The sequence below is a fragment of the Capnocytophaga sp. oral taxon 332 str. F0381 genome (assembly GCF_000318275.2).
GTDB lineage: Bacteria > Bacteroidota > Bacteroidia > Flavobacteriales > Flavobacteriaceae > Capnocytophaga > Capnocytophaga bilenii.
In genome coordinates this window covers 8,820-25,978 of record NZ_KB291310.1, presented here as the reverse complement: position 1 = coordinate 25,978, position 17,159 = coordinate 8,820, and the positions used below count along the sequence as shown (strand labels likewise).

Here is a 17,159-nt window from a genome sequence, read left to right as displayed (position 1 = left end):
AAAAGGATAACAATTATATTTATGGATATATTTTTGATAAAAGCGGCTCAGCTGTTACTGAGTCTTTCAATTTTGGTGATTCTGCACGAAATGGGTCACTTTATACCTGCAAAACTTTTCAAAACAAGAGTAGAGAAGTTCTTCCTATTCTTTGATGTGAAGTTTGCCCTTTTCAAAAAGAAAATAGGAGAGACAGTATATGGTATAGGGTGGCTTCCGCTGGGGGGCTATGTAAAAATAGCGGGAATGATTGTTGAGAGTATGGATAAGGAACAGATGGCACAACCTCCTCAGCCTTGGGAATTTAGGTCGAAACCTGCGTGGCAACGCTTGCTCATTATGATAGGAGGGGTAACGGTGAATTTGCTGTTGGGTTTCTTTATCTATACAATGATTTTATTTGTGTGGGGGCAAAAGCAGTTGTACGCTGATGGGGTAAAACAGGGGTTTGCCATATCGCGTACTTTGCGTGCTTACGGCTTGCAAAATGGTGATATTATTACAGCTGTAAATGGTAAAAAATTAGAAAATTTGGTAGATGCCAATAAGTATATTTTATTGCGCGGAGCTACTCAGCTAGAGGTGTTGCGCCAAGATGGTACTGCTCATCGCGTATCGCTTCCCGATACATTGGGGAAAACGCTTTTTATGCGTGGTGAAACTTCGCCTGTAACGATGAAAACTTTGCCTATTGTAGATACTGTAGTGGCAGGAATGCCTGCCGAAAGAGCAGGTTTGCGCAAGGGTGATAAGATTTTGGCTATTGGTGGTGAACCTATCTATTATTTTTCGGATGTATCGCCTGCAATTAATTTGGTGGGTAATACTCATTCTATTCCTTTTACTATTGAACGCGAGGGTGTGCGTATGGAACTGAAGGTTGTGCCTAATGGTGATAAAAAAATAGGTGTATCGGGCTTTCAAAGCGAAGGTGAAGTACATTTTACTAATAGGCAATATGGTTTGGGTGAGGCTTTAGCGCATGGCGTACAATATGGCTATGATGTGCTGCGTGATTATGTATCGCAATTCAAGTTTATATTTACCAAAAAAGGTGCTAGTGAATTGGGTGGTTTTGGTACTATAGGGAAACTTTTCCCTGAAAGCTGGAATTGGCTGGCTTTTTGGCATATTACGGCTTTCCTTTCCATAGCTTTGGGGGTAATGAATATTTTGCCAATACCTGCCTTGGATGGTGGGCACGTGGTGTTCTTACTATACGAGATGATAAGTGGTAGAAAACCGAGCGAAAAGGTTTTGGAATATGCTCAAATGGTGGGGTTTGTAATTTTGGTAGCGCTACTGCTCTACGCTAATGGTAGTGATTTGGTACGAGCCGTACGGGCGTATCTTTAAGGACTAAACACTAAATACTAACGACTAGCGACTAATCACTAAATACTAATGACTAAATACTAACGACTAACGATGGATTTTGAGCGTATAAAGGAGAAATTAGCCATATTGGCTGATGCGGCAAAATATGATGTGTCGTGTTCGAGCAGTGGAGCTAATAGGAAAGGCAAAAAAGGTGCGCTGGGTAATACGGCTTCTTTTGGTATTTGTCATTCATTTACAGAAGATGGTCGTTGTATTTCGCTACTGAAGATTTTGCTTACCAACCATTGTATTTACGATTGTGTGTACTGTGTGTCGCGGCGTACAAACGATATTGCTCGCGCTGCCTTCACCGTGCAGGAGGTGGTGGATTTGACAATCAACTTTTATCGTAGGAATTATATAGAGGGGCTTTTTCTTAGTTCGGGAGTGTTTAAAGACGCTGATACTACAATGGAGCGCTTAGTGAGGGTTGCTAAAAAATTGCGTACGGAGGAGCGTTTTAATGGATATATCCACTTGAAAACGATTCCTGGTGCTAGTGAACATCTGATACGCGAGGCGGGACTTTATGCCGATAGGCTTTCTATTAACCTTGAAATTCCTACTAAAGAGGGGCTCAAACTGCTTGCTCCTGAGAAGAATCACGACCAAATGGTGGCTCCGATGCGCTTTGTGAAGAACGAACTGGCAATACAATCAGTAGAAAAGATGAAATACAAGCATACGCCTACTTTTGCCCCTGCGGGACAGAGTACGCAAATGATTGTAGGAGCTACCAATGAAACTGACCAAAAAATTATAGATGTGGCGAGCTATATGTACGGCAAACTGCAGATGAAGCGTGTGTATTATTCGGGCTATGTGCCTGTACTAGAGGATAGTAGATTGCCTTCTATCCATACACAGGTGCCTGTGGTGCGCGAAAATAGGCTTTACCAAGCCGATTGGCTAATGCGGTATTACGGCTTTGCTCCTAATGAGTTGCTTGACCCTGCTCACCCTTTTTTGGATTTGGAGATAGACCCCAAACTGGCGTGGGCTTTGCGTCATCAGGATTTTTTTCCGATAGATGTGAATACGGCTCCTCGTGAATGGCTACTTCGGATTCCTGGTGTGGGCGTACGCGGTGTAGAACGTATCTTGGCTACACGGGTATTTCAGAAACTGACATACTATCACTTGAAACAGATGGGAATAACACTTAGCAGGGCGAAGTATTTTATTACTTGTAGTGGTGCAATGCCTATAGCGGGAACTATAGAGGGGGTAAAACTACGACAACTATTGCTCAGTAAAGGGGTTAGTAAATATAAGGGTCTTTTTACGGGACAACTGTCTTTGTTTGATTGAGTTATGGTTCAGTTGCAATATGATGGTTCGTTTGAGGGCTTGTTAACAGCGGTGTTTGTGGTATATGAATACGGCTATAAAGAGGTGGATATTAAGCCTGAAGGTGCTGCAACTGCTTTGCTTTTTGGTGAAGAGGAAACAATATATACCGATGCCGACAAGGCTTGGCGTGTGTTGCATAAAGTGGAACAGTGCTGGGGCAAGGCGGGGGTGGCTATACTGCTAAGGGCTTTTCTTTCGGCTGAAACACAGATAGAAAATCATATATTAGAAGCAATACGACTGATGGTGCGTATGCCTGAAATGAATGTATTAGAGAATTTTGGACATCAGGCTATAGCTCATATACAAAAGGCAGCCAAGAGCGTGTCGCGCGAGGTGCATAGAATGAAAGAATTTGTGCGCTTTGAAAGGGTGGGCGAGGTGTATTTTGCACAACTTACCCCTCAGTATGATGTGTTGCCACTGGTGATACCTCATTTTAAGAATAGATTTTCTGACCAACAATGGATAATCTACGACCTTCGCCGGTGTTATGGCTTTGTATACGACTTGGAAAAGGTTACAACTTTTACTCCTGCCAATAAGCAGTTTGGCAAACTTATTGAACGTGGTACTGATGTGTATGAACAGCTTTGGAAGACTTATTTTCGGCATATCAATATTGTTGAACGTAAGAATAGTAAGTACCAAATGAGAAATATGCCCAAGCGATATTGGCGCTACCTGACAGAGCTAAAAGATTGATTGAAAAATGAAAAAATATATAATTTTACTACTAATGCTGTTGAACGTTGGTTTGTTGCCAGCACAAACACTTGCTAAGATACGCAGTGCTTATACCACAGCAGCTGATAGTGAGGCGAATGCGGTTGCATTTGAAACCCTAATGGCACAAAATGCATCAACCGATGGGTTGCTAACTGCTTATAGGGGTGCAAGCAAGGTGATACTAGCTAAATATAAAAAGAATCGTATCGCTTTGCTGAAAGAGGGGAAGCCTCTGATAGAGGAGGCTATTGCAGGGCAGCCTGATAATGTTGAGCTGCGGCTCATCAGGCTAAGTGTGCAAGAAAATTTGCCAAAAATAGTGCCTTATCGTAACCATATTGCTGAGGATAAGGCGTTTATCATTGCAAACTACGAAAGATTACCACTTGATGTTCGGCACTATGTGGCGGGGTATATAAAAAAATCAAAAGAATTTACAGCAGCTGATAAAAAGGCTTTGGGCTTATGAATTATTGCGTACTGATACCTACTTATAATAACGATCGTACACTCACACGTGTGATTGAAGGGGTGCTAAAACACACTCCTAACATTATCGTGATTAACGATGGCGCTACTGATAGTACGGCTTTGCTGTTGAAGAACTATCAGCAGCTGGAGGTGATTACGTTGCCTGCTAATAGAGGTAAAGGCAACGCTTTGCAAGTGGGCTTTGAAAGGGCACGTGAGCTGGGTTATGAGTATGCTTTGACGATAGACTCGGATGGGCAACATTACCCAGAAGATATAGAGGTTTTTCTTCAGGCACAAGCACAAGCTACTGAACCTACTCTTTGGGTGGGTAGCCGCAATATGCAACAGGAGGGAGTGCCTAAAAAGAGTAGTTTTGGGCATTGGTTTTCTAACTTTTGGTTTCAGTTTGAAACAGGCGTAAAACTCACCGATACACAGTCGGGGTATAGGATGTACCCCTTAAGGCTTATACCTAAACGTTACTACAGCAAGAAATTTGAATTTGAAATAGAGGTGCTGGTGCGAAGTAGTTGGCGAGGTGTACCGCTAAAAAATGTGCCTGTGCAGGTACTTTATGACCCTGCAGAAAGAGTGTCGCACTTTCGCCCTGTGCGTGATTTTTTGCGTATCAGTGTGCTGAATACGATATTGGTACTGATAGCTGTTTTTTATATTAAGCCACGCGATTTTATACGAGGCTTTAGGAAGAAGAGCTTTAAACGATTTATAAAGGAAGATGTGCTTGAAAGTGATAGCAGCGATGAGGTGAAGGCTTATTCGGTAGCATTGGGTCTTTTCTTTGGTTTGTCGCCTTTATGGGGGTTGCAGACAATACTGACACTTGCTTTGGCTGTTTTTCTCAAACTGAATAAGACTTTGGCTTTTGTGTGTTCTAACGTAAGTATTCCGCCAATGATACCGGTGCTTATGCTTGCCTCAATGAAAGTGGGGAGTTTTTTTGTAGGAGGTGAAGTGCTTCCTCGCACTACTGACTTTACTATGGACTACGCCAAAGAATTTATAAAAGATAATCTTTTGCAGTATTTGGTAGGAAGTGCTATCCTTTCTACTACTGTGGCAATAACTTTAGGAATGCTTACCTATCTTATACTGAAACTGAGTAGCAAAAAAAGGTAGCTAACGCGAGAACTTACAGAGTTCATCAACAGTAATATTGAACACTTCGGCATATTGTTGTAGGGTTTTGGCAGATAGTTTTTTGAAAACAGAAGGTTTGGCGTGTCGTTTTATAATCCACTGCCAGCGATGCATAGCACTAGCGAGTACCGCCCAGTCCATACGATTGAGCAACATATAATAGGGAATAGGGCTGCTAATGCCGTTTTCCATAGCTGCTTTGGCTTGAGCTATCTGTTCGTTTAGTAGTGCTAATGAGGCTTCTAAAGCTATGTTTTTCACTTCCCATCCTGCACTTAGGCAGGTAGTATAATTGCCATTGGTATCGGTAGCATAGCATAGTTCTTTTATATCGCCCAGTGCGCCCTCTTGCTGAGGTACTTCATTTTCTTTCATAAGGATAAGTTTTTAATTACTAAATTGAGTTCGGCAGTAGCCAAAAAGGTAGATTGTTCATAAGTACTGCACTTCATAGCGCAGAGGGTATAGTCTTCTGTATCTATTTGTGAAAGTAGCGTAGCTTCGGTGCGTATGGTTTGCCCCTCTATAGGTAGCTCGTATATTTCACTCTTTTTTATAGTGCTTATGTACCCTATCAAATTAGGTTTATCGTGTAGCTCATAAATAAACTGCCCAACAATAGCCGAGCAGGTTTGTGCCATATTTTCTATCAATCCTATTTCGGCAAAAACTCCCTTAGCAATAAAAATGCAAGAGCTGCTTATAGTAAATTCGGTAACTACGTGTGTGCTGCTGATATTTGTAATAGTATCAACCATTTGCATCGGAGCTCGGTGGGGCAGATATTGCTGTATAGGGATATTCATTGTAGTAATATTTAGGGAGTGGAAGCCAAAACTGTTTTCATTTCGCCTTCGGCTATAAGGGTGTTGTTACTAAAAGTTTGTATTGCTACAAGGGTAACATCCATAAATTCTTGTATAATTTTCAGTTCAGTGCGCAGCGCTTCACCCACTATAGGCAAGCGATATATACTGATATGCTTTATGGCTCCTATATAGCCCATTGGGGCTGGTTTTTGCTGCAAATAGTGATAATACCCCTTGTGCAATGCGATGCTTTGGGCAATATGCTCTATAAGTCCGCTTTCTAAGAACCTTCCTTGCTGCACAAAAAGGTTATCAGCCGTAACGCTCAGCCCTGTTACACCTGTAGTAGGGGTATATTCCCAAAGCGCATCTATCATTACTATTGGCGAACGTTGTGGGATAAGGCTTAATACACTGGCAATATCAGTAATAGGTAATTCCATAAACGTTTGAATATTAAAGATTATACAACTCTTAAAAAAGCATAGGAGTATGAAAATCTACCACTTTCAGGTACTGATAGTAGTATGGTATCACCCGTTTTGAGTTTGCCGGATTGCATTAGAGCTTCCAACATCAAGTAAGCAGATGCAGAGCCTACATTGCCTACTTCAGGCAGGTTTATAAACCAACGTTCCAGTGGAATATCAATACCCACTCCCTTGAGTGCCTCATACAAGCGTTCTTTGAAGTAACAAGACGATATATGCGGCAGAAAATAGGTAATATCCTCAGCTACAAGCTGGTGTTTGTGTAAGGTAGCACGCATACTTTCAGCTCCTTTCACCAATATATTTTCATTGAGCAGCTTTACATCTTGCTTGATAGCAAAAACAGACTCTTGTAGCCACGCCTCAGCGGTGTATTCACTCCATCCCTTCAAGCTGCCATCATCTAACTTATCTCCTCCTGCATACATACAAGCCTCTAACTGATGCGCATACGAATAAGCATCCATCCACTCTATAAGCAAAGCCCCTTCACGAGGTTTGTTTTCCAATAAAAATGCACCTGCACCATCCGACAGCATAAAGCGCAAGAAATCTTTCTTAAAAGCGATGACAGGTTGCGCTTCCAATTCGGCTAATAATTGTACTTCATTTTCGTATTTATCGGCACGCAACCACGCCGATACGCGTTCGGAACCCGTGCATACCGCATTGGCACTATTGCCCGATTTTACCGATAAATACCCAAACTTCAAGGCATTCATTCCCGAATTGCATACCCCCGATGAGGCATTCAGCTCTACCGAGTGCCCTCCTAAAAGCCCGTGTACCATTGCACTATGCGAAGGCAACAGCACATCAGGAGTAGAAGTGCCACACGAAAGCACTTCAATAACATCCCACGGCACATCACTGCTCATTAGGTTTTTTACAGCCAAAGCAGTAAGCTGAGCATTGCTATGAGTAGGATTACCCTCAGCATCAAGCGCATAATAACGCTTTAGAATACCATTATTGCGCAGCACAATACGCCGTGCCTTCGAGGCATTCTGATTGATAAGCCCTAAAAAAGACTCCATTTGCTCATTACCAATAGGGTCGTTAGGTAAATATTTACTTGCTTTTGTTATATAAACGTTCATAAAGCACTATTCAAAAATGTCATTAGTATTGATACTTAAGCTCGGGAATTTTACAGAATGAATGATTTTACCTTTCGCTACAGGTGCTAAACCTATATACCGATTGCCCTCCAATACAAATATATTCACTTCTTTATCTTCTGGGCGTACAATCCAATATTCACTTACGCCTACTTCCTCGTATAATCTGAATTTATCATCTATATCGCGTTTGGTATTACCAGGTGAAAGAATTTCAATCACAAGGTCTGGAGCACCCAAACAGCGTTTGCCATCAGCTAACTTTGCAGGGTCGCATACGATGCAAATATCAGGTTGTACTACCGTATCTTCTTTGCCCTCTTTGTTTTTTAACACCACATCAAAAGGAGCGTAAAACAATTTGCATTTTGTATGCTTAAAGAAAGGTGTAAGGCTAATGGTAAGGTTTCTAGAAATATCCTGATGCACAATAGAAGGAGCTGACATTTTGAAAATCCTCCCTTTCAAAATTTCCACTCGCTGTTTGAACTTCCACAAAATATAATCAGCATAAGTATATAAGCTGCTTGTGAAATCCAACTGATTGATATTAGTAATTTCCATAATCTTTAATTTTTTAATTATTAGTGATTATCCTCTTTACGTCCCGCTCCACTTTCCAAAAAAATAGCGGATACGTAAGCCAATACAGCAACCATACTATAGGCATCAGTACCCAAATAGCTATATATAAGTAGTAATGAAAGCACTTTAGCAACAGTTTGCGCTGTTTGCTACCATAAATCATTTTTGCCCATATTCCAAACAGGCGATTTGCCTTTTTTTCTGCCGAAATCAAAAAGCGCCTATAATGCACCCCTCCATTAGCAACTATTTCCTCTTGAAGCCCTGTGTAATTACCTGTTACTAAGTGAGCAGCAATAAGTTTGCCATATACACTCGCCCCTTGTATATCTTTGGCAGAAACTCCTGCTTTGGGGAAAACACCAAGATAACGCCTATTTTTATCCCCCGAAAAAAGCCATTGTACAATTGTGATAACGCTAATGTGATTGTGATGCCTATCCGTCAGAGCAATATTGCCCACTAAATGCGCTCCACAATCAGCCAAAAGCAGCTTAACCTTCTCTTGCGCCATAACCCACATATTTCGTGTACCCGATATAGTAATCACAGGCTTATCTCGCAATAACTTCCTGCCAGCCTCACTTCGTAAAAAAGAATTAATAGGAATGGAAGGCGATAAATACCACACTTGGTAACCCAAAATCACCAAATCGTAATTATCGGAAGGCAATTCAAAAGGTTGCAAAGGCTGTGCAATTTGCAAAAACGACTCAGGAAAAGCTCCAAAAAAAGCTTCATCTGTCCAAGGAAAAGGAAACCCCTCAATTGTATCAATAGCCAAATAATCTACAACAACACCCTCTATAGGCTGCAACAAACTATCTATAATCTCCTTTAGTTGCCCCGATTGGCTGTAATATACCACTAAAATACGCTTCACTGCTCCCAAAAATTAAAATAGTTAAACCACTGTAGCGGATACTTTCTAAGCATCTGCTCCATACTATCCGTATAAGCCTCCAATAGCGACTCAGCATCTGCTTTTTTCACCTCTGCTATCCGCGCATAAAGATGATAGTGCAAACCCTTTTCCTTCATTACATATACAAATACAACAGGCACTTTCAGTCGTGAAGCTATTACAAAAGGACCCGCAGGGAAAGTAGCTTCCGCACCCAATAAGCGCCCTTTTAGCGACCTTCCCCCCTCAAAATAACGATCCCCTGTAAAGCATACAATATTTTTATGAGCAATTACATCGTTTATTTCAAATATATGCGACATATCAGGTTTTACATAAATGTACTGATTCAACGACTTGCGCTCCGTTATACCCTCCAAATACTCCTTAATTACCGAACGCTCCATATCAGTAGTAATCGTACTAATTTGCAATTTTAGGTCTATCTTTCTGAAAAAAGGTTCAGCAATTTCAAAATTGCCAATATGAGCAGAAATCAAAACCCCACCTTGTTGCTCTTTTAGTAGTTTGAATAAAAGCTCCTGCCCGTCAAAATCAAAAGTAAATTTATGCTCTAATCCAGCTAAAATAGCAATTTTATCAATGATAATCTGTCCAAAAGTAAAGTAGCTTAAGTACAGCGAACCAATAGTTTTAGCCAACGAATACCCCAGCCTATGCCTAAAGTAATAGAACATAAAGCGGTTAGACTGCCATTCGGTGAGAAAGTAATAAAAAGCAACAAAAATCAGTAACGAATAAGCCGCATAAATACCCAAATGCCTCATCAAGAAAACAAAGATACGGTAGCCAAGTACCGTACCTTTTGATTTTCCTTGCCATTTGGTAGTTGTATTACTATTGTGCATTCACTTTTTCTTCTAAAATAGTATAAAAGTCAGCAAAAGTAACAATCTTTTTAAAATCGTTTTCTACCAACTTCACACCCAATTCTTCTTCAATAATTACTACCAAATCTACATAATCAAGGCTATCAAGCCCCAAGCCTTCACGAAAATCAGCTTCAGGACTTATTCGCGTAGCCTCCACCTCAAACTCTTCTACAAAAATACGAGTAGTAATTTCAATAATTTCTTGTTTGCTCATTCTCAATATTTATATATTTATTAGTCTCTATTCACTTGTTTTTACTTTTTCCCAAGTATCTTTCAGCCCTACAGTTTTGTTGAACACAAGGTTCCCCTTCTTGCTATCAGCATCTATGCAGAAATATCCAAGGCGTTGAAATTGTACTGTTTCGCCTACCTCAGCACTGCTTAGGCTCTGTTCTACGTAAGCAGTAACCACTTTCAGCGATTCGGGGTTGATATAGTTTAAGAAACTATCTTCTTGGCGGTCAGGTTCCGCTATAGTGAAAAGACGGTCGTACAGACGCGCTTCAGCAGCTACTGCGTGCTTTATCGATACCCAGTGCAGCGTACCTTTCACCTTACGCATACTCGCCTCTGTGCCACTACCGCTGCGGCTATCAGGGTCGTAAGAGCAATGTATTTCAGTGATATTGCCCTCAGCATCTTTCACCACACTCTCGGCTTTGATAATATACGCATTTTTTAGGCGCACTTCACCCCCCAACTTCAGTCTAAAGTATTTTTTATCAGCTTCTTCGCGGAAGTCATCACGCTCTATATACAGCTCTCGGCTAAAAGGCACTTTGCGGTAAGTCATAGGCGTTACTTCAGGGTTATTTTCAGCCTCCAACCACTCTTCTTGTCCTTCAGGATAGTTGGTAATCACTACCTTTACAGGGTCAAGCACTGCCATTACGCGATTAGCTTTCTTGTTGAGGTCTTCGCGTACACAAAACTCCAAAAGCGACACATCTATCAAGTTTTCGCGTTTAGCAATCCCAATAGTATCAGCAAATTTTCGTATAGATTCAGGAGTATAGCCACGCCTGCGCAATCCCGAAATAGTAGGCATACGAGGGTCGTCCCAGCCAGCTACATATTTTTCCGTAACCAATTGCAATAGCTTGCGCTTGCTCACAATCGTATGGCTCAAATTCCTCCTTGCAAACTCACGTTGTTTAGGTCGAGTAGTTCTTTTGCTTTGTTCAGGATGCGTTCCTCCCTCCCCTTGGGGGAGGGTAGGCGAGGGGATAACTTGGTCTAAAAACCAATCGTACAATTCCCTGTGAGGTAAGAACTCCAGCGTACAGAGCGAATGTGATATTTGTTCAAGATAATCACTTTCGCCGTGAGCCCAGTCATACATAGGGTAAATATGCCATTTATTACCCGTGCGGTGGTGCGAAGCATTCATAATGCGATAAATAATAGGGTCACGCATCAGCATATTAGGCGAAGCCATATCTATTTTGGCACGAAGCACATAAGTTCCATTGGCAAACTCACCATTTTTCATACGCTCAAACAGCGCAAGGTTTTCTTCAGGTGAAGTATTTCTATACGGACTATCACTGCCGGGTACAGTAGGCGTACCTTTTTGGGCAGCTATTTCTTCCGAAGTTTGTTTATCTACATAAGCTTTCCCTTGTTTTATGAGCATTACTGCCCAGTCATATAACTCTTGAAAATAGTCAGAAGCGTAGCATTCTTTATCCCATTGAAAACCCAGCCACTGCACATCGCGCCGAATAGCATCTACATACTCCTGTTCCTCCTTGCTTGGGTTAGTATCGTCAAAACGAAGGTTTACAGGAGCATTGTATCGCAATCCAAGTCCAAAATTTAAGCAAATAGAACTTGCGTGCCCCAAGTGCAAGTACCCATTAGGTTCGGGTGGAAAGCGAAAACGCAAAGCATTGGCGGGGAAGCCCCCAGCAAGGTCTTCTTCAATAATATTTTCTATAAAGTTATTAGCGCGTTGTTCTTTTATTTCTTCGGTCATTTTTAGTATATGTGTTAGTCGTTAGAAATCGTCATCAAATCGAGGAACATTTGTCGTACCTCCTCATTTTCATCATTTTTAGAAATATATTGAAACCCAAATCTTTCATAAAAAGGAAAAGCTTGTCGATAAGCATCTACTGTTATCAACCGACAAGCTTGATTTTTATTAAAAGCGATGCAATCACTTATTATATTTTGAAGTATCATACTCCCCAAGCCTTTGCCTTTGTAAGATTTATCAATCCCCAAACGACCAATTTTCAATGATATGGTCGTCTGTGAGCAACAAAACAGTAAAATTTTCAGAATTACTTGTTTTCACTTTTTTCTTCTTCTTTTTTGAAAAATGATTTAAAATATTTAGCACTTTCCTCTATTTTTTTACGACTGAGTACGATGCCTTTTTCTTTTAGATATTGAGGATAAGTCTCTAATTTTATTAAAAAATCAATAGCGTCTTGCCCTTCAAGTACCGGAGTAGGTTGTATTTCTCTTGCCATAATATTTAAATGTTATCAATTAGGGGATTACCCCCCTCTTTACAAAGTGCAAAGGTAGTAATAATTTAGTGAATTAGCAAATAAAATCTATTTCCTCTCATTACTGCCAATTCAAAATTCAGAGTTCAAAACTTCATCGAACGATAGCTGAAGATAAGGGGAAGATAAGGGGAAGGTAAGGGGAAGATAAGCGAAGGAAAGTTGGCGAGTATGTAACGAACCTTTATTGTGTGTCGGGGACAGCTTTGCCCAAGATAATAGCCGCAGCCATTGCTACATTCAGGCTTTCGGTGCGTTGGTGTTTGCTAAAGCGCGGAATATACAATGAACTATTGCCCAAAGCAGCTACTTCAGCACTTACTCCATTAGCCTCATTACCCAAAACAACGATAAAATCATCAGGAAAAGAAGTGCTGTACAACCCCGAACCATTCTTAACATCTGTTACATAAACCGACATACTAGTAGTTGCCAAAAAGCCTGCCAAATCAAGGTAATGCACCGCTACACGTGTGAGCGAACCCATAGAGGCTTGCACTACCTTAGGATTGTAACAATCTACCGTACCATAGCTACAAAGGAGCGTTTCCACCCCAAACCAATCGCATAGCCTGATAATAGTACCCAAATTGCCAGGGTCTTGTATATTGTCTAAAGCAACGATTACTCCTTCTTGCAAAATACCCTTATGTTTGGGTTGCCGAAAAACAGCTAAGCCCTCATCAGGATTTTGCAATCCACTAACCTTACGAAGTTCATCTTTGCTTACCAAGGTAACAGGGCAATCAGCAGGCATACTACTAAAAACATCAGTTCCCAGCAAGAGTTGCGGCTCGTAGCCGGCTTGCAGGAACTCAAGGATACTTTTTTTACCCTCTACAACAAAAAGCTGCAACTCATTACGATATTTTTTTTGTTGTAGTTTTTGTATAAGTTTAATTTGATTTTTGCTAAGCATAAAAAGAAATTGAGTGATAGATTGCAAAGATAATTATTTTTTTGTATTTTTGCCTTAAAATTAAAGCTACTTTTATAATCTGTTTTAAATAAAGAAGATAAGGGAATTATGAATTTTGAATTATGAATTTTGAATTGTGGGAGCTATGGGAGCAATGAGAGCAATGAGAGCAATGAGAGCAATGGGAGTAATGTGAATTATGAATTTTGAATTGGGCACAAGCTGCAAGCTTGCGCCAGAGGAATCCTCACCCCCGTTCCCCCTCTCCAAAAGAGAGGGGGGCAGTGCGCAGTAGTGCTGTGTGGGGGATGTAAAGAGAATTATGAATTGGGCACAGGCTGCAAGCTTGCGCTAGCGGGGGGGGGTGAAAGCACAGGCACGAGTTCTAAAAATAATGTTCATCTATACTATGAATAATACTTTATAAAAATATTACAATGGAAAAGAAATGGATATGTTGTACAACAGAAGAGTTAGGTGAGAGTTGGGAAGTGTTAGCAGATGAAAAAGAAAAAAATAATCCTAATTTTCTAATCAGCAAAAAAGGAAATAGAGCTATTATGAAATTTGTTTATGATACAACAGATTATGTTTTGGTTACTATATTACCTGCTGCTAAAATCAGAGAATTTGAAAAGAATTATACAGAAAAAGATCTTTTTCATATAAAACTATCCTTAATTAATGGAGACCAATGGTTTGCACTTTCTAAATGTAAATTTAAAAAGGAAGAAGCTATAAAATTAGCAAGTCTTTTTATTGGATTAACAAAACATCAGGCAGAGCGAGTGTGGATTTCTAAAAAATTAGGTGATTTGAATACAAATATCTTGTGTCATTCCTATTAGAAATTCAATGTATTAGTTGTTTTTCCAAGCTTAATTGATAAGAAGGCGAACAAGACCTTTATGGCAACTCCCGACAAGGTTTTGCTAAAGAGAATTTTAGGTGTCCTTTTAAATACCAAGGACAGTACTATGATAGCGAGGTTGAACTCTGCTACAATAGGTTTAGGTATTATCACCCTGAGACGGGGAGGTATGTAAGTGAAGACCCTATTAAACTCTTGGGTGGGTTTAATGTGTTTGCTTATGTTAGTGATACGAATGCGTGGGTGGATTTGCTGGGGTTATCAAGCTGGTGGTATTACGCACGAAAATTTCATGATGATGAAGCCACTAAAATTTTTGGAGAAGGAAAAGGAAAAAGGTTAAAAGATAGAGTTTATGATAAGGAATACGATGGTAAAGATATAGAGTTTAAATCAGCTAATTTTAAAAGAGAGAGGACTCAAAGCGAGATTGATCATATGAATAAGCAAATAGATAAGGATATTAAGTACAAACAATCTGGAGAAGCAAACCCTCATTGGTACTTTCTTAATGACCCAAAAGGAGTACCAGATATGGAACCAATCTTAAAAAGATTAAAAGATAATGGTATTGAATATTCAAGTGGTTCTACTTATAACAATAATAAATAGTTATTATATTATGTTAGATTCTCAATTAATACTTAAAAAATTCACACTTTTAATAAATTCATTCGGTTTTAAAACAGCTAAAAGGTTTTGGCATAAAAATATGGTATCCTTTATAAAACGTTTAGATGATATTTATTATTGTTACATTATTATAGATGCCTATAAAAATAATCCCGTTGAGGTTTTTAGAATAAATCTTTGGGTTGGACCTATTTGTTTTCCTGATGACAGTTTGAGTAGTCTCTCTGCTAACATTAAGTTAGAGATATCTAAGGCTAATACGATGACCGATATATTTTTGGAAGCAAGTGAGAAAAAAATTAGAAATCTTATTGAAACAGATGTTGTAAATACTCTTATTAATTTTTCTAAGAGAGAGATAGATTCACCTTCTATAAAGAATCATAGATATGAAGTATACACGAAATATTTACTACCTTTTTTTCTAAACACTATCAGAAAAGCAGATGGTAATGTTTTTCTGTTAAAAAATAAAAATATCCGAGAAGAAATTATTAAAGATTTATTCAATAATTTAGAAGGGGAAAATAAAGAATATTTTGATAGATTTACACTGCCAACTACAATAGAATATATATCAGATTATTGTTATCTCTACACAATATAGATAGGCTCTACTAAAATTTTTGTGGCACAATTCGTGTGTACTGTGTACGACTATAGTACAGTTATAGATGAACATCTTTTTGAATATTGATAGGTAAGCATCTATCACAAAAACTTTGCTAACTATAACTCTCTAACCAAAACACCCTACAAAATATTTCAAAAATAATTTTGTGGATTAGAAGAATTATAGTATTTTTACCTCACAGGGGTGTATGAGTACCACACAGGCAAAATATGCGAGTACTCAAAGCGGGGTGTATAGTGGGAATATCACCATTGTTCACTGTACTCTATACACTATGCACTAATAAAGAGCCTACAACCAAGAAGGCGAGCTAATATGGGAACGCGAACAAGACCTCTATGGCAACTCCCGTCAAGGTTTTGCCAAAGAAAACTTTAGGTGTCCATTCAAGTACCAAGGACAATATTACGATCCCGAAATAGAGTTATGCTACAATAGGTTTAGGTATTACTACCCTGAAACGGGACGATATATAAGTGAAGACCCGATAGGATTCTTATCTGGAGAACCTAATTTCTTTGCGTATGTCAGTGATACGAATGCGTGGGTGGATGTATTGGGGTTAGATTTTTTAAAGATTTAAACCATACAGGAGATGGTCACCACATGTTTCCTCGTGCTTTAGGAGATAAATTAGGTATTAGAGATATAATAGAAGATGTTAAGTGGTATCCTACAGAAACTAAAAATACGGCTTCATTACATAAAGCACTACATGACAAATTAAAAGAAGCAGGAATACCCTTCCATCCTAAACGAGATAATTACACAGGAAGTATAGATGATGCTCTTAATGCAATGGATATAGCATATAAGGACTTTGATAGAGATGGTTTTCTAATGATTGATGGCAAAAAGCATCCAGACTTGTCCCCCGCTGAAGCAATGAAAAAAATTAGAGAGCATATAGAAAATGAATTGAGAAAAAGAAATAAATACAACAAATGATCAATACGGACAAATTTATAGATGCAATGGGATATGGAATGGCTTTGTTATCTCCTTCCCTTTTTGAAGATTATAGAAAGAAATTTAATATAAGGACAAAAAAAATGCTTTCTTTTTTTGATAAACATAATGATGTGTTTTATAATTTTATAGACAGAGGATTATTTCTTCCTTTAAATAATATAGGTGCATATCCTTATAAAATATTTTTTTCTTTAGGAGAAATAGAATTGCCAAAAGGCTGGGAAATTATTGATAAATGGGAACCATTTAACCTTGAAATTGCTGATAATACTCTTTGGGCTTTCAGTTTTGAACAGATGCAGAATTGGGACTATAATAAATTAGTTAATATCGAAGAAATTGAAAATAATAATTATATAATAGAAGATAAAAGTAAAATACCATATAAGGGATTAAAGTATGTTATCCCTAATGGGAAATATATTGTAGAAGTAATTGGTATTAGAAATTTCAATTATAAACGTTATTATAGTTTTGGATTTATTTTTAATTTAATTTTTGTCAATAGTTTTATAAAACCCATTGATTCATCTCAGGTTGATTATTCAAAATTATTTGAAAATTAGGAGAATTGATTCCTCAAATTCTATTAAGAAGTACAGTTTTGAGATATGATTTTTGAAGCAGGCTCTTTTGTGCCCTGCGGAAAGATCTCCAATGGCAAGCATTACTCCATCATCACCGACCACTTAGGCACGCCCATAGAAGCCT

22 protein-coding genes and 1 pseudogene are annotated in these 17,159 nt (G+C 39.0%); 11 read left to right on the top strand and 12 right to left on the bottom strand.

The genetic code is table 11. The features are described 5' to 3' along the window. The first annotated feature begins 21 nt into the window (after window positions 1–21). The 5 genes from rseP (at window position 22) to HMPREF9075_RS06380 (ending at window position 5,073) form a co-directional block, all read left to right on the top strand. The gene (gene rseP, locus HMPREF9075_RS06400) at window positions 22–1,356 is read left to right on the top strand and encodes an RIP metalloprotease RseP (RefSeq protein WP_034557095.1); all 1,335 of its coding nucleotides are present in this window, start codon (window positions 22–24) and stop codon (window positions 1,354–1,356) included. A 72-nt stretch (window positions 1,357–1,428) separates the two neighbouring features. Next, entirely contained in the window at window positions 1,429–2,691 is a 1,263-nt protein-coding gene (locus HMPREF9075_RS06395) for a putative DNA modification/repair radical SAM protein (protein WP_009415685.1), read from the top strand. 3 nt (window positions 2,692–2,694) lie between these two features. Continuing rightward, window positions 2,695–3,438: a TIGR03915 family putative DNA repair protein gene (locus HMPREF9075_RS06390; protein ID WP_009415684.1), complete on the top strand. Its 744-nt coding sequence runs from the start codon at window positions 2,695–2,697 to the stop codon at window positions 3,436–3,438. A 7-nt stretch (window positions 3,439–3,445) separates the two neighbouring features. Then, window positions 3,446–3,931 (top strand): hypothetical protein, encoded by a 486-nt coding sequence (locus tag HMPREF9075_RS06385; RefSeq protein WP_009415683.1) that lies wholly within the window; start codon window positions 3,446–3,448, stop codon window positions 3,929–3,931. After that, window positions 3,928–5,073 (top strand): DUF2062 domain-containing protein, encoded by a 1,146-nt coding sequence (locus HMPREF9075_RS06380; protein ID WP_009415682.1) that lies wholly within the window; start codon window positions 3,928–3,930, stop codon window positions 5,071–5,073. Before HMPREF9075_RS06385 ends, HMPREF9075_RS06380 begins: the two co-directional genes overlap by 4 nt. Here the strand turns inward: HMPREF9075_RS06380 and HMPREF9075_RS06375 are convergent, their stop codons facing one another. The 12 genes from HMPREF9075_RS06375 to HMPREF9075_RS06320 form a co-directional block, all read right to left on the bottom strand. Then, window positions 5,074–5,469 carry a hypothetical protein gene (locus tag HMPREF9075_RS06375; RefSeq protein WP_009415681.1) on the bottom strand — a complete coding sequence of 132 codons (396 nt, stop codon included), beginning with the start codon at window positions 5,467–5,469 and terminating at the stop codon, window positions 5,074–5,076. Then, window positions 5,466–5,900: a hypothetical protein gene (locus tag HMPREF9075_RS06370; RefSeq protein ID WP_009415680.1), complete on the bottom strand. Its 435-nt coding sequence runs from the start codon at window positions 5,898–5,900 to the stop codon at window positions 5,466–5,468. Before HMPREF9075_RS06370 ends, HMPREF9075_RS06375 begins: the two co-directional genes overlap by 4 nt. An 11-nt stretch (window positions 5,901–5,911) precedes the next feature. Next, window positions 5,912–6,346 carry a hypothetical protein gene (locus HMPREF9075_RS06365; RefSeq protein ID WP_009415679.1) on the bottom strand — a complete coding sequence of 145 codons (435 nt, stop codon included), beginning with the start codon at window positions 6,344–6,346 and terminating at the stop codon, window positions 5,912–5,914. A gap of 20 nt (window positions 6,347–6,366) precedes the next feature. Continuing rightward, complete coding sequence (locus HMPREF9075_RS06360; RefSeq protein ID WP_009415678.1) at window positions 6,367–7,494, bottom strand: beta-ketoacyl-ACP synthase III; 1,128 nt, start codon at window positions 7,492–7,494, stop codon at window positions 6,367–6,369. A 6-nt stretch (window positions 7,495–7,500) separates the two neighbouring features. Continuing rightward, complete coding sequence (locus tag HMPREF9075_RS06355; RefSeq protein WP_009415677.1) at window positions 7,501–8,079, bottom strand: Uma2 family endonuclease; 579 nt, start codon at window positions 8,077–8,079, stop codon at window positions 7,501–7,503. Between the two features lie 13 nt (window positions 8,080–8,092). Further along, window positions 8,093–8,983 (bottom strand): hypothetical protein, encoded by an 891-nt coding sequence (locus tag HMPREF9075_RS06350; RefSeq protein ID WP_009415676.1) that lies wholly within the window; start codon window positions 8,981–8,983, stop codon window positions 8,093–8,095. Beyond that, on the bottom strand, window positions 8,980–9,873 hold the full coding sequence (locus HMPREF9075_RS06345; protein WP_009415675.1) for a lipid A biosynthesis (KDO)2-(lauroyl)-lipid IVA acyltransferase: 894 nt from the start codon (window positions 9,871–9,873) through the stop codon (window positions 8,980–8,982). Before HMPREF9075_RS06345 ends, HMPREF9075_RS06350 begins: the two co-directional genes overlap by 4 nt. Beyond that, window positions 9,863–10,111: an acyl carrier protein gene (locus HMPREF9075_RS06340; protein WP_009415674.1), complete on the bottom strand. Its 249-nt coding sequence runs from the start codon at window positions 10,109–10,111 to the stop codon at window positions 9,863–9,865. The genes HMPREF9075_RS06345 and HMPREF9075_RS06340 overlap by 11 nt, the downstream gene beginning before the upstream one ends. 27 nt (window positions 10,112–10,138) lie before the next feature. Next, on the bottom strand, window positions 10,139–11,878 hold the full coding sequence (locus HMPREF9075_RS06335; protein ID WP_009415673.1) for a glutamine--tRNA ligase/YqeY domain fusion protein: 1,740 nt from the start codon (window positions 11,876–11,878) through the stop codon (window positions 10,139–10,141). 14 nt (window positions 11,879–11,892) lie between these two features. Next, the gene (locus tag HMPREF9075_RS06330; RefSeq protein ID WP_369797058.1) at window positions 11,893–12,129 is read right to left on the bottom strand and encodes a GNAT family N-acetyltransferase; all 237 of its coding nucleotides are present in this window, start codon (window positions 12,127–12,129) and stop codon (window positions 11,893–11,895) included. A 59-nt stretch (window positions 12,130–12,188) separates the two neighbouring features. After that, window positions 12,189–12,380, bottom strand: coding sequence for a hypothetical protein (locus tag HMPREF9075_RS06325; protein ID WP_009415671.1), 192 nt, complete (start codon window positions 12,378–12,380; stop codon window positions 12,189–12,191). A gap of 223 nt (window positions 12,381–12,603) precedes the next feature. Next, on the bottom strand, window positions 12,604–13,338 hold the full coding sequence (locus HMPREF9075_RS06320) for an RNA methyltransferase (RefSeq protein WP_009415670.1): 735 nt from the start codon (window positions 13,336–13,338) through the stop codon (window positions 12,604–12,606). 437 nt (window positions 13,339–13,775) lie between these two features. On the opposite strand from HMPREF9075_RS06320, the gene HMPREF9075_RS06315 reads away from it, so the two are divergent. The 6 genes and pseudogenes from HMPREF9075_RS06315 to HMPREF9075_RS06295 all read left to right on the top strand — a co-directional run bounded on the left by HMPREF9075_RS06315 (window position 13,776) and on the right by HMPREF9075_RS06295 (window position 17,014). Further along, window positions 13,776–14,186, top strand: a complete 411-nt coding sequence (locus tag HMPREF9075_RS06315) for a hypothetical protein (protein WP_009415669.1) — start codon at window positions 13,776–13,778, stop codon at window positions 14,184–14,186. Between the two features lie 71 nt (window positions 14,187–14,257). Then, window positions 14,258–14,821 (top strand): annotated as a pseudogene (locus tag HMPREF9075_RS13520) (RHS repeat domain-containing protein); the annotation flags it as partial. Between the two features lie 10 nt (window positions 14,822–14,831). Then, window positions 14,832–15,449, top strand: a complete 618-nt coding sequence (locus HMPREF9075_RS12600) for an Imm25 family immunity protein (RefSeq protein ID WP_062079410.1) — start codon at window positions 14,832–14,834, stop codon at window positions 15,447–15,449. A gap of 340 nt (window positions 15,450–15,789) precedes the next feature. Next, entirely contained in the window at window positions 15,790–16,059 is a 270-nt protein-coding gene (locus HMPREF9075_RS12865) for an RHS repeat domain-containing protein (protein ID WP_083476188.1), read from the top strand. After that, complete coding sequence (locus HMPREF9075_RS12595) at window positions 16,020–16,424, top strand: hypothetical protein (protein WP_009415666.1); 405 nt, start codon at window positions 16,020–16,022, stop codon at window positions 16,422–16,424. The genes HMPREF9075_RS12865 and HMPREF9075_RS12595 overlap by 40 nt, the downstream gene beginning before the upstream one ends. Continuing rightward, a complete protein-coding gene (locus tag HMPREF9075_RS06295) occupies window positions 16,421–17,014 on the top strand; it encodes a hypothetical protein (RefSeq protein ID WP_009415665.1) in 594 nt (197 codons plus the stop codon). Before HMPREF9075_RS12595 ends, HMPREF9075_RS06295 begins: the two co-directional genes overlap by 4 nt. Window positions 17,015–17,159: the final 145 nt, after the last annotated feature.

Bases quoted from the DNA above. Each gene is read 5' to 3' on its own strand.
- HMPREF9075_RS06360 (WP_009415678.1), bottom strand. From the start codon at position 7,494: ATGAACGTTTATATAACAAAAGCAAGTAAATATTTACCTAACGACCCT.
- HMPREF9075_RS06335 (WP_009415673.1), bottom strand. From the start codon at position 11,878: ATGACCGAAGAAATAAAAGAACAACGCGCTAATAACTTTATAGAAAAT.
- rseP (WP_034557095.1), top strand. From the start codon at position 22: ATGGATATATTTTTGATAAAAGCGGCTCAGCTGTTACTGAGTCTTTCA.
- HMPREF9075_RS06295 (WP_009415665.1), top strand. From the start codon at position 16,421: ATGATCAATACGGACAAATTTATAGATGCAATGGGATATGGAATGGCT.
- HMPREF9075_RS06340 (WP_009415674.1), bottom strand. From the start codon at position 10,111: ATGAGCAAACAAGAAATTATTGAAATTACTACTCGTATTTTTGTAGAA.
- HMPREF9075_RS06370 (WP_009415680.1), bottom strand. From the start codon at position 5,900: ATGAATATCCCTATACAGCAATATCTGCCCCACCGAGCTCCGATGCAA.
- HMPREF9075_RS06380 (WP_009415682.1), top strand. From the start codon at position 3,928: ATGAATTATTGCGTACTGATACCTACTTATAATAACGATCGTACACTC.
- HMPREF9075_RS06320 (WP_009415670.1), bottom strand. From the start codon at position 13,338: ATGCTTAGCAAAAATCAAATTAAACTTATACAAAAACTACAACAAAAA.
- HMPREF9075_RS06315 (WP_009415669.1), top strand. From the start codon at position 13,776: ATGGAAAAGAAATGGATATGTTGTACAACAGAAGAGTTAGGTGAGAGT.
- HMPREF9075_RS06355 (WP_009415677.1), bottom strand. From the start codon at position 8,079: ATGGAAATTACTAATATCAATCAGTTGGATTTCACAAGCAGCTTATAT.
- HMPREF9075_RS06345 (WP_009415675.1), bottom strand. From the start codon at position 9,873: ATGCACAATAGTAATACAACTACCAAATGGCAAGGAAAATCAAAAGGT.
- HMPREF9075_RS12600 (WP_062079410.1), top strand. From the start codon at position 14,832: ATGTTAGATTCTCAATTAATACTTAAAAAATTCACACTTTTAATAAAT.
- HMPREF9075_RS06385 (WP_009415683.1), top strand. From the start codon at position 3,446: ATGAAAAAATATATAATTTTACTACTAATGCTGTTGAACGTTGGTTTG.
- HMPREF9075_RS06325 (WP_009415671.1), bottom strand. From the start codon at position 12,380: ATGGCAAGAGAAATACAACCTACTCCGGTACTTGAAGGGCAAGACGCT.
- HMPREF9075_RS06390 (WP_009415684.1), top strand. From the start codon at position 2,695: ATGGTTCAGTTGCAATATGATGGTTCGTTTGAGGGCTTGTTAACAGCG.
- HMPREF9075_RS06395 (WP_009415685.1), top strand. From the start codon at position 1,429: ATGGATTTTGAGCGTATAAAGGAGAAATTAGCCATATTGGCTGATGCG.
- HMPREF9075_RS06365 (WP_009415679.1), bottom strand. From the start codon at position 6,346: ATGGAATTACCTATTACTGATATTGCCAGTGTATTAAGCCTTATCCCA.
- HMPREF9075_RS06375 (WP_009415681.1), bottom strand. From the start codon at position 5,469: ATGAAAGAAAATGAAGTACCTCAGCAAGAGGGCGCACTGGGCGATATA.